We start from the raw sequence: 11190 nt of genomic DNA on the forward strand, positions 1-11190 counted from the left end.
TGTCCTCATCTCGACCGGAACCGGTAGCGGAACAGCGGGGGCAGGGTGCCGAGCAGGATCGCCACGACCAGCAGGGCGTCCAGCGCGATCAACCAGGTACGCGAGCCGGTACCCACCTCGGCGGCGTCGGCGTGCGCCCGGACGGCGAGCGCCTGCTCGGCGACGTCGCTCTCGGTGACCGTGGGCAGGGGGTCCTGCGCGGCGTTCACGTCCTCGTCGAACCGGGCCAGCGTGGCGCCGCACTGGTTCTGGTCGCCGCAGACCGTGCCCACGACCAGGTCGCGCAACTCCACCTGGCCCACCCTGCTCGCGGCGTCGTCCAGCGTCCGCTGCTGGTCGACCATGCCGTTGAGCGTGGTGCCCGTGGTCGACAGACCCTCGTCCGACCCGACGAGGTGCCAGGTGAGCAGGGTCGAGCCGATGAGGGCCGCCGCGGCGACCACCAGCCAGGGGTTCACCCGGCGGCGGAACCGGCGCAGGTACACGAGGTTGGTGAACGCCAGCAGGGCCAGCAGGGCGACCGCGAGCAGGATGATCGACGCCTCCGCGTGCCAGGGTGTCGACGCCTCGTCCAGGTGGTCGGCCAACACGTCCTGGTGGGCGCTCAGCAGGCCGTCCAGTTCCCTGAGCAGCGTGGCGTCCTGCCCGTGCAGCAGCCGCGACGCGTGCCACAGGTCCACGGCGCCCAGGGCCTCGCCGCCCGGTTGCCGGAAGTGGGCGTCGGCCTGGCCGATCATGCCGACGTAGGTCACCACCAGCCCCTGGACCAGCCGCAGGGTGCTGCTTCCGTTGCGGGTCATGGTGTGCTCGGCGACCATGGTCAGGCTCTGGCTGGCGATCGCGACCTGGTTCTGGAACTCGTCGCCGGGGCCGGCGAGCCGCCCGCCGCCCGAGGTGAAGCTGAGGATCGCGGCCTGGTCGGCACGCACCAGCGCGGACCGCGCGGTCGCGATCTCGCTGATGGCGTTGACCGTGCGGGTCCGCGCGGCGGTCGAGACCTCGTGCACGCGGGCGAACACGAGCAGCCCGCTGACACCGACCAGCACCCACAACGTGAGCAGCCCGGCGAACAGGCTGATCAGCAGGAGAACGGTGCGGCGCTGCCGCAGATCGCGTACGTAGGACCGCAGCGGGCCATCGGTGCGTGACACCGTCGTGGTCCCCATCGAGCTCACCTACCCCCAGGTACCCGCTCAGGGGGTTTCATCGTACGGACTGGGGCTCCCGAAGAACAGCCCTCAGTGACCGACGGTGACGGCGTGCGACGCTCTACCGGCCGGTGCGGCGGTATACCCGCAGCAGCGGCAGGGTCAGCAGGCTCAGCGCGGCGAGCAGCAGGAACACCAGCGTCGGCCCGTCGATCAGCACGGCGACGACGCCCGCCAGGACCAGGCCGCCGAGGTTGCCGGTGAGCCAGATCAGGCCGGCGGCGGTGCCCTCGGTTCCGCCGCCCCGGCGTTCGGTCAGCTCCAGCACGATCGGGAGGGCCGGCAGCAGACCGAAACCGATGAGCGCCAACGCGATGTACCCGGTGGCCACACCCGGGACCACCGCGAGAACGACACAGGCGACGGTCGTGACCACCAGGGCGGTGGTCATGGCGAGGACCTCGCGGCTGTGGCGGTGCGCCCAGACCGGCACGACCGCGCAGCCGACGACGCCCGCCGCGACACAGGCGAGCAGGATCAGGCCGGACGTCGCCTCCGGGACACCGGCGGGTTCGAGCAGCGGCTGGGCGAACGTCGCCATCGTGACGAACACCCCGAACGGCACGAACACCAGCGCGCACAGGGTTCTGATCGTCCGGTCGCGCCAGGCCGTGCGCAGCGCGCCGAACCCGACCGGCGCCGGCGGGACCCGGAACGGCGGCGGTGTCCGCAGCACCCGGAGCACGGCCAGCGCGGCGACCACCGCGAGCGCCGCCTGCACCAGCAGCAGCGTGCCGACGTCCTCGGCGAACACGGCACCGAGACCGAACCCGACGATCAGCCCGGCGAACGTGCTCGCCGACCCGACGGCGATGCCCGCCGGCCGGTCCTCGTCCGCGAGATAACGCCCGGCGACACTGGTGATCGCGTTCAACACCAACGGTTGTGCCACCGACACGACGAGTTGCCCGGCCAGCGCGACCGCGTACCCGTCCCCCACGATCCGCAGCAGCGCACCGAGCGCGACGAGCACCGCGCCCACGGCCAGCGCTCCCCGGAACCGGCGGTCCAGCAGCACCCCGGCCGGGATCGCGAGCAGCACGTACACCAGGGGAAACACGTTGGCCAGCCAGCCAATGGCACCGTCACCGACGCCGTAGTGGCGTGCGGCGGCGTCGGCGACCGGGGCGTAGGTGACCCAGAGAACCTGCGTGACCGCCGCCAGCGACGCGAACGCCGCGACCGTCGACCAGCGGCTGCGGGACACGACCATGGCGCGCAGCATCGCACGCCGGGCCCACGTCGCGCGCGTGGGCGACCGGTCAGTCCCGCGCCTCGACCCGGTCGAGCCACTCCCCCAGATGCGCGGCGAACAGGCCCGCCTGCTCAATGTGCAGGTTGTGTCCGGCCACGTCGAGCACCGCGAAACTCGCCCTCGGGTAGTGCGGCAGCAGGGCGAACTGGTCCTGGTAACCCGTGACGTGGTCCTGCCGGCCGGTCAGGATCAGCGCCGGGCGGTCGAACGGAGCGCCGTGGGGCAACCGCGCCATCACCCACTCCTCGCCCCGGGATCCTCCACAGGATCTTCACATCTCGCACCGAGGGTCTCCACGGCCGGTGCCTAGAGTCAGCCGCATGGAAGCTGTGGGACGGCGGGTGCTCGTCGTGGAGGACGACGTCACGATCGCCGAGTCGATCGCGGCGCGGTTGCGGGCCGAGGGGTTCACCGTCACGGTCGCCCACGACGGACCGGCGGCGGTCGCGGCCGACACCGACGGCGACCCGGACGTGCTGGTGCTGGACGTGATGCTGCCCGGGTTCGACGGCCTGGAGGTGTGCCGGCGGGTTCAGGCGCGCCGGCCGGTGCCCGTGCTGATGCTCACCGCCCGGGCCGACGAGACCGATCTGCTGGTGGGGCTCGGCGTCGGCGCGGACGACTACCTGACCAAGCCGTTCTCCATGCGGGTGCTGGCCGCGCGGGTGCACGCGCTGCTGCGCCGGGTGGAGCGTTCGACCCGCGCGGAGGCCGTCGCCGCCCGTATCGTGCTCGGTGACCTGGAGATCGACCTCGACCGGCGGCTGGTGGCCAGGGCCGGGGTGGCGGCCCAGCTCACGCCGATCGAGTTCGACCTGCTGGTGCACCTGGCGCGGCGCCCTCGGGCGGTGCAGCACCGCGAGCGGCTGCTCAGCGAGGTGTGGGACTGGGAGACCCACGGCAACGCCTCGGGCACGCGCGCGGTCGACAGCCACGTCAAGGCGTTGCGGCGCAAACTCGGCGCGGACCTGATCCGCACGGTGCACGGCGTCGGCTACGCGTTGGAGGTCGGGCCGTGACCACCCGTGAGACCGTGCGCCGGCTGGTCGACCTCCTGCCCCGGCCGCTGGACCCGATCCGCTCCATCAAGCTCAAGCTCGCCATCCTGCTGGTGTGCTCGGGCGGGGTCGCGTTCACGTTCTTCAACTACCAGATCGGCTGGCTGCCACCGCGCACCACGGTCACCGCGATCGTGCTGGCGCTGCTCACCTCGCAGATCCTGGCGCACGGCATGACCCGGCCGCTGCGTGAGATGACCGCCGCCGCGCGGGCGATGGCCAGGGGCGACTACACCCGGCGGGTCCGGGCGAGCGCGCGCGACGAGGTCGGTGAGCTGGCGGTGGCGTTCAACCAGATGGCCGCCGACCTGGACACCGCCGACCAGCAGCGGCGCGAGCTGATAGCGAACGTCTCCCACGAGCTGCGGACCCCGATCACCGCGCTCAACGGCGTCCTGGAGAACCTGGTCGACGGGGTCGCCGAGCCCGACCCGGCGACGCTGCGCACGGCGCTGGCCCAGACCGAGCGGCTCGGTCTTCTGGTCACCGAGCTGCTCGACCTGTCCCGGATCGACGCGGGCGCGTTCCCGCTGGACCGGGAGGAGTTCGACCTTGAGCTGCTGCTGGACGAGGTCGTCGCCGAGGCGGAGGTGATGGCCGCGGCCGTCGGCCGGGGTGTCCGGTTCACCGTCGAGGTCCTGCCGGCCGGGGCGCACGCGGTCGCCGACCGGGGGCGGCTGCACCAGGTGGTGCTCAACCTGCTGGACAACGCCGCCCGCCACGGTCCGGCCGGCGGCAAGGTGCACGTGTCCGCCCTGGCCCGCACCGACGACGTGGTGATCGAGGTCCACGACGAGGGTCCCGGCATTCCCGCCGAGGAGCAGCACCGGGTCTTCGAGCGCTTCACCCGGGGTGAGCGGGCCGGGGGCGGCGGCACCGGCCTCGGCCTGGCGATCGCCCGCTGGGTGGTCGACCTGCACGGCGGCCGCATCGGAGTCGTGCCGCCGGCCGAGCTGCCGCCGGGTGAGCCGCCCGGTTGCCGGATCCGTGTGGTGCTGCCCACTCCCTGATCGGTTCGACCCCACTGCCGCCCGGTGCTGTCCCGGGCCGCTGACCCCTGCCCGAGAAACTGGAGATGATCCATGCCTGACAGGACCCTGCCGGCCCCGTTCCTGACGCGGCCGGTGCCCCCGCCGAAGTCGGCGGTGGTGCCCGTGACGCCGGCCGTGCTGCCGGCGGCGGTCGTCGCCGGGCTCGGCGGGGCGGTGCTGCTTCCGTTGGAGCGGCCGGGGATCGGGGTGGTGCTGACCGGGTTGGTCGTGGCGGGCGCCGTGGTCCACGTCCACCGCCGGTCGCGTCCGGCCGACGCCGCACCGCACTTCACCGGGATGAGCGCGGTGTGGGCCGCCGCCACGTTCGCGTTGCTGGCCGCCGGGTTCGTCCGCGCGGCCGAGTGGCTGTTCGCGCTGTGTGTGGTGGCGGCGTGCGTGACCGGGTCGCTGGCGGTGGTTGGCCGGCGGACGTCGAGGTCGCTGTTCTACGAGGCGGTCGCGGTGCCGGTCGAGGCGCTGCGCAGCCTGCCGTGGGTGATGCGCGCGGTGCGGCGGCGGGCCGAGGAGGCCGACGGCCGGCGGCGGCGCGTGGGGCTCGCGGTGGTGGCGTCGCTGGCGCTGCTGGCGGTGTTCGTGCCGTTGTTGAGCGGGGCGGACGCGGCGTTCGCGCACCTGGTGTCCTCGGCGGTGCCGGAGATCGACGAGGACGTCTTCGCCGGCTGGCTGCTGGCCTTCGGCGGGGCCGGGCTGGCGGTCGCCGGGGCGTGCTACCTGCTGGCCGCGCCGCCGGAGCGGGCCGGCGAGAACCCGGCGCGGCGGCGGTTGACGCACCGGGTGGAGTGGGCGCTGCCGTTGGGGGTGCTGGTGGCGCTGTTCGCGGTGTTCGTCGCCGTGCGGCTGATGGTGTTGTTCGGCGGCGAGGACTACCTGCGGCGCACCGGTGGCCTGACGGCGGCGGAGTACGCGCGCGGCGGGTTCTGGCAGCTGGGTGTGGCGACCGTGTTGACGCTCGCGCTGGTCGGCGCGGCGCTGCGCTGGGCACCCAACACCACGGCGGCCGACCGGGCCTGGCAACGGGCACTGCTGGGCGCGCTGAGCGGGTTGAGCCTGGTCCTGGTCGCCTCCGCGTTGAGTCGCATGTGGACATACCAGCAGGCCTACGGGTTCACCGTGCTGCGGCTGCTGGTCGAGGTCTGCGAGATCTGGCTCGGCGCGGTGTTCGTGCTGGTCGGGGCGTCGCTGGTGCGGCTGCGGACGGCCTGGCTGCCGCGCGCGGCGGTCGGCACCGCGGCCGCCGCGCTGCTGGCGCTGGTCGTGCTGAACCCGGAGCGGTTCATCGCCGAGCGCAACATCGACCGGGTCGAGCAGGGCCGGCCGCTGGATGTCGAGTACCTCGGCCGCTTCTCCCCCGATGTCGTGCCGGCCGTCGAGCGGCTGGCCGAGCCCCAGCGTTCGTGCGTGCTGCGGGAGGTGACCGCGTGGCTGCCGGCCGACTCCTGGACGGCGTGGAACCTCAGCCGCGCGGCGGCCAGGGAGGTCGCCGTCGGACCGGAACCGGCCACGGGGTGTCTATTGAGGACTCCCTGAGCGATCCCACCCGGTGAACACCGTGTAACGCGGATCAGGGTTGTGGCGGATGTCTCCATCGGACGCCCCGTCGGCTGCCCGCTCGACCGTTGAGCGGCGCCGATCACCGGCGTTAGCATGGTTCGATCTTGCCCAAGGGGAGACATGTCCACCCTGGATTTTTCCGCCGGCCGAGGCATGGCCGAGTTGTCCGACCGCGCGTACCGGGTCGTCGTGCAGGACGGGGTGCGTGACCTCGACGCGCTCGCCGAGGCACTCGGGCGCGACCGGGACTCCGCGCGCGAGGTCGTCGACATGCTGGCGCGGGTCGGGCTGATGCTGGTCAACGGTGAGGCGTTCGAACCACGTCCGCCCCGGATGCCGTTGCAGGCCCTGGCGGACCAGTACGTCCGGGCGGCCGCGGCGGCCAGGGAGGCGTCCGAGGTGCTGGCCGAGGTCTGGTCCCGCCAGATGTCCACATCGGACTTCCTGGAGGTGGTCACGACCACCGCCCAGGCCATGGAGGTCATGGCCCGCCTGCACGCCGAGGCCGACAACGACGTCCGCGCGCTGTCCATCGGACCGAGGGGCGAGTCGCCGCCGCAGCCCTCGCCACAGCCGGGTTCCCACGAGGCGATGCGCCGGGGAGTGTCCTACCGGGTGGTCTACGGCGCGCAGATCCTGCACCAGCGCAACGTGATGGCGATGATCCAGGACGCGGTCTCGCTCGGCCAGTCGGCGCGGGTCTTCCCGGACGTCCCCTGCAACCTGCACATCGCCGACGGGAAACGCGCCGTGCTGGTGGCGCCGATGCCGGGGCCGGAACGGGTGCACGCCGCGGTGTTCTTCGAGGGCGGGTTCCTGGACTCGCTGATCGGTGTCTTCGAGACCTACTGGACCCTCGGTGTGCCGATCACCGCCGACCCGCGTGACCAGGGCCCCAGCGACGACATCCGCCGGCTGCTCTCGCTGCTGGGCGCCGGCCTCACCGACGCGTCGATCGCGCGGGAGCTGGGCGTGAGCGAGCGGACGGTGAACCGCCGGATCATGGCGTTGCAGGACACCCTCGCCGCCCGCAGCCGTTTCCAGCTGGGCGTGCAGGCGGCCCGCCGCGGCTGGCTGTGAGCACCGGTCGCGGCGGGCCGGCACGTCACGCCGCCGGGGCCTGCGCCGCGTCGGGCAGCAGGAACGTCGGCAGCTGGCGCTCGAACGCCGCGTAGAGCGTGTCGGAGGGCCACACCGGGAACGGCGGCCGGGTCGTGGCCTGGTCGGCGCCCCACTCCGAGGCCGCGCGGCGCTGGTTGGGCGTGCCGTGGTGGCCGTTGCTGGTGAACGAGCAGTCGCCGACCTCGTAGAAGGCCTGGGTCGCGGTCCGCAGGCTCTCGCCGGTGAAGCCGAAGCCCCGCTTGTGGGCGACGAAGTAGGTCCCGAAGGCGTCGGCCATCAGCTCGGTGCGCCGGGTGGCTTCCGGGCCGGTGAGCGGGCTGTCGAAGTAGCCCTGCTCGAACTGCACCTGGTGGGCCATCTCGTGGGCCACCACGGCCTTCGCGCCGGTACCGCCGAGACCGAGCTCGCCGAGCGCGACCCCGAGACCCTCACCGAAGATGACCTTGTCGGGGAGGCCCTGGAAGATCGGGTCGGTCTCGCCCTCGGCGGTGAACGCGAACGCGTTGAGCGTGAAGATCGGGTTGCGGCCACCGTCGAGCCCCGGCGCGGTCCGGATCATGTCCATCAGGATGGTGGCGGTGCTGGCCGAGTCCTCGGGCGTGTCCGCCGGGAACAGCACGCCGATCACTCGGGCCATCCTGGCGTGGTCGGCCAGCATGTCGTTGCGCATGGCGAGGGTCTGGACGTCGGACAGGTCGACGTCCCAGAACTTCTGCGACTTCCTGACCGTCTGGGTCACCGGCGTCTTGTACTGGTGGGGAATGCCGTAGTCCTTGTCGCGCGCCGTGCCGAACAGCAGCGCGTCGTAGGTCGGGTAGTCCAGCACGCCCAGGATGAGCAGGGTCAGCAGCGTGCCGAGGTCGACGTCGGCGAGCAGGGTGCTGGTGTAGTCGCTGAACGCCGTCGGCTGGCACTCGTACTGCGACGGGTCGATGGCCCGCGCCACGGCCTGCTCGACGGGCGAGGGCTCGATGCCCAACTCGGCCCGGAACCGGGCGAGCCGCTCCTGCCAGTCGGCCGGCAGGGTCGCGGTGATCGCGTCCAGCCGGGCCCGGTCGGCGGCGTCGAGGTGGGCGCGGGCGAGGTCGAGGTTCAGTGGGGCGACGAACCCCGGAGTCGCGGAGGTCGCCGTGGGGGCCGCCGTGGGGGCCTCGGCGGGGGCGGCCGGGGCGGCGGCGGCCTGGGCCGGTACCAGCGCGACGGTCACGGCGGCGACCGTCGCGATCAGTAACGGGGTTCTCGGTCTCATGAAGACGTCCTTCTGGTCGAACGGGCCCGGTGTCGGCGCCGTGTTCGATCAGTATTTGCGCCGGCACGGGCCGCGCCCAGACCTCGACGTGGCGGTCTTCCGCCATGTCGGACATCCGACGTCTCGGAGGTGGGACGGCCTACCTCGGGCCTGGCGGGTCGTTGGCCGGTGGGCAGGTCAGGCCGCGCGGCGGCACGGTGAGGTCGATCAGGTAGGCCTCCACCGCCGCGTTCACGCACTCGCTCACCTGCGCCCCCGGGTAGTAGGCGGTGTGGCCCCAGCCCTCGTAGGTGATCAGGTGCGAGCCGGACTGCCGCGCCGCGACCTGGCTGAACTCGAGGGGGGTGGCGGGGTCGTGCCGGTTGCCGATCATCAGCAGCGGCGGCGCGCCCTCGATCTCCAGGTCGTGCTGCGGGTTGCGCACCTCGACCGGGTCGCCGACGCAGTGGGCGACGTAGTCGACGTACGGGGACCACTCGACGTTCGGGTAGCTCCTGGTCAGTCCGGCGCGCAGGGTGGCGTACACGTCGAAGTCCTCGACCTGCAACCGCCAGTCCGCGCAGCGCACCATCGTGAACGGGTCGTTGACCGGCTCGGCGACCGACGGGCCGGCCACCGAGCCGGTGCGCAAGGCCAGCATGGTGTTGGCGGTCCGCGGCCATTCGCTGGGTAGGTAGGTCCGGAACGAGGTCCGCAGCGAGAGGTGGTAGAAGTCCAGCGGCTGGCCGGTCGCCGGATCGACGAGGGTGCCGGCGCGTGCCCGGTCCTTGAGGTCGGCGAAGACCGCCCTGGTGTCCAACCCGTTGAGCGCGCAGGACTCCGTGGTGTCACACCAGTCCGCGAAGGCCACGAAGTTCTCCTCGACGACCCTGGTGTGCTTGTCCGCGTACTCCCGGGGCGAGGTGATGCTGTGGTCGACGTTGCCGTCGTTGAGCATCGCCCGGATCCGGCCGGGGAACCGCTCGGCGTACTGCTGGCCCATCAACGTTCCGTAGGAGTAGCCGACGTAGGTCAGCTTCTCCTCGCCGAGTGCCACCCGGATCGCGTCCATGTCGCGCACCGTCCGCAGGGTGTCCACGTGGTCGGCGATCGGGCCGCTGCGCGACCGGCAGTCCTCGGCGTGCCGCCGGGCCAGGCCCACCAGGTCGTCGAACTCCTCGGCGGTGGTCGGGTGTGTGGCCTGCAGGTACTCGTCGGACAGGTCGGGGTCGCAGAGCACCCGCTCGCTGGTGTTGACCCCGCGCGGGTCGAACCCGACCACGTCGAACCGCTGCTCGACCGGCCCGGTCATGGCGGGTCCGCGCTGCACGACCTCGACCCCGGAGCCGCCCGGTCCGCCAGGGTTCATCAGGATCGACCCGATCCGCCGCGCCGGATCCGTCGCCGGCCGGCGGGCCAGGCCGATCTGGGTCGTCGGGCCGTCCGGGTCGGCCCAGTCGAGCGGGACGGTGAGCGATCCGCACTGCACCGAGGGCGTGTCCGGGCACGGCTGCCAGTCGATCGCCGCGTCGCGCTGGCCGGCCGGGGTACTGGCCGACGCAACAGGGCTGGTCAGGACGACCGTGGCGACCAGACCCACCAGGATGGCCTTCACGACGCTCCCTTCATCGCGGAAGAAATATCCTCGACACAATGGACCCTGTCGGATTCCCGCGTCGAAAGCAATCTCGGAGATGCCCGGTTAGGCCGAACGGACGAGAATACGCGGACCACGAGAAACCCGAATGGACAGAAGGATTTCCCTATGAGTGTTGTCAGGTCGAGCGATGGAACCTCTATCGCTTACGAGAAGGTCGGGCAGGGTCCCGCGGTCGTCCTGGTGGACGGCGGATTCGCTTACCGTGCCATTGACCCGTGGGCGGGAATGTTCGCGGGGGCGCTGGCCGACAGGCACACGGTCTACACCTACGAGCGTCGTGGACGCGGCGAGAGCGGCAACACCGAGCCCTACGCCAAGGAGCGGGAGATCGAGGACCTCGCGGCGATCATCGCCGAGGCCGGCGGGTCGGCGGCCGTGCTCGGCCTGTCCTCCGGCGGCGTGCTCTGCCTGGACGCCGCCGCGGCCGGGCTGCCGATCACCCACCTGGCCGTCTACGAGGCCCCGGTCATCGTGGACGACAGCCACGCGCCCCGCCCGGACGACTACCTCGCCCAGGCCAAGCAGATCCTCGCCGAGGGCCGCAGCGGCGACGCCGTCGCCTACGCGATGACCACGACGTTCTTCATGCCGGAGGAGGACGTCGCCGCGATGCGCGCCGAGCCGTGGTTCGGTGCCATGGAGGCCGTGGCGCACACCGTGGCCTACGACGGCGAGATCATGGACGGGCTGATGTCCGGCAAGCCGCTGCCCGAGGACCGGTGGAACTCCTCGACGGTGAAGACGCTGGTCATCTACGGCGGCGCCAGCGAGCAGTGGGTCCACAACGGCGCGAAGTCCCTCGCGGACGTCCTGCCGGTGTCCCACGGCACCGAGTGCCTCGACGGCCAGAACCACGACGTCGACGCCAACCTCCTCGCCGAGACGGTGGCGAAGTTCATCGCCTCCTGACCGGTGACCTCGCTGGGCCGGTGCGACCCGTCGCGCCGGCCCAGCGGTCCGTCCGGAGTCGGCCGCCGGGTGATCTCACCCGGCGGAGGTGAGGTCGCGGCCCGGCGCACCCGGCACCCTGCGGGGGACCCAGCCACCCCGGGAGGC

General features: G+C 72.4%; 10 protein-coding genes. 5 read left to right on the top strand and 5 right to left on the bottom strand.

What is annotated here, in order from left to right; all coding sequences use genetic code 11:
* Positions 1–5 precede the first annotated feature (5 nt).
* From BLA60_RS16030 to BLA60_RS45530, 3 genes are all read right to left on the bottom strand, one after another.
* Positions 6–1166 (bottom strand): hypothetical protein, encoded by a 1161-nt coding sequence (locus BLA60_RS16030; protein WP_154814381.1) that lies wholly within the window; start codon positions 1164–1166, stop codon positions 6–8.
* 103 nt (positions 1167–1269) lie between these two features.
* Positions 1270–2421, bottom strand: a complete 1152-nt coding sequence (locus BLA60_RS16035) for an MFS transporter (RefSeq protein ID WP_075133722.1) — start codon at positions 2419–2421, stop codon at positions 1270–1272.
* A gap of 49 nt (positions 2422–2470) precedes the next feature.
* Entirely contained in the window at positions 2471–2698 is a 228-nt protein-coding gene (locus BLA60_RS45530; RefSeq protein ID WP_245812005.1) for an alpha/beta fold hydrolase, read from the bottom strand.
* Positions 2699–2783: 85 nt separating this feature from the next.
* On the opposite strand from BLA60_RS45530, the gene BLA60_RS16045 reads away from it, so the two are divergent.
* From BLA60_RS16045 to BLA60_RS16060, 4 genes are all read left to right on the top strand, one after another.
* Positions 2784–3482 carry a response regulator transcription factor gene (locus BLA60_RS16045; protein WP_084734984.1) on the top strand — a complete coding sequence of 233 codons (699 nt, stop codon included), beginning with the start codon at positions 2784–2786 and terminating at the stop codon, positions 3480–3482.
* On the top strand, positions 3479–4531 hold the full coding sequence (locus tag BLA60_RS16050) for a sensor histidine kinase (RefSeq protein ID WP_075133665.1): 1053 nt from the start codon (positions 3479–3481) through the stop codon (positions 4529–4531). Before BLA60_RS16045 ends, BLA60_RS16050 begins: the two co-directional genes overlap by 4 nt.
* Before the next feature lie 72 nt (positions 4532–4603).
* Positions 4604–6100, top strand: a complete 1497-nt coding sequence (locus BLA60_RS16055) for a DUF4153 domain-containing protein (protein ID WP_084734985.1) — start codon at positions 4604–4606, stop codon at positions 6098–6100.
* A 144-nt stretch (positions 6101–6244) separates the two neighbouring features.
* Positions 6245–7204, top strand: coding sequence for a helix-turn-helix transcriptional regulator (locus tag BLA60_RS16060; RefSeq protein ID WP_162292971.1), 960 nt, complete (start codon positions 6245–6247; stop codon positions 7202–7204).
* 25 nt (positions 7205–7229) lie between these two features.
* Here BLA60_RS16060 and BLA60_RS16065 read toward each other — a convergent pair whose 3' ends face one another.
* Positions 7230–8495 (bottom strand): ATP-binding protein, encoded by a 1266-nt coding sequence (locus BLA60_RS16065; protein ID WP_075133667.1) that lies wholly within the window; start codon positions 8493–8495, stop codon positions 7230–7232.
* Between the two features lie 139 nt (positions 8496–8634).
* Positions 8635–10089, bottom strand: a complete 1455-nt coding sequence (locus BLA60_RS16070; protein WP_075133668.1) for an alpha/beta hydrolase — start codon at positions 10087–10089, stop codon at positions 8635–8637.
* 225 nt (positions 10090–10314) lie between these two features.
* Here BLA60_RS16070 and BLA60_RS16075 point away from each other — a divergent pair, with 225 nt between their 5' ends.
* Positions 10315–11043, top strand: a complete 729-nt coding sequence (locus BLA60_RS16075) for an alpha/beta hydrolase (protein WP_245812006.1) — start codon at positions 10315–10317, stop codon at positions 11041–11043.
* Positions 11044–11190: the final 147 nt, after the last annotated feature.

The sequence above is a fragment of the Actinophytocola xinjiangensis genome (assembly GCF_001921215.1).
GTDB lineage: Bacteria > Actinomycetota > Actinomycetes > Mycobacteriales > Pseudonocardiaceae > Actinophytocola > Actinophytocola xinjiangensis.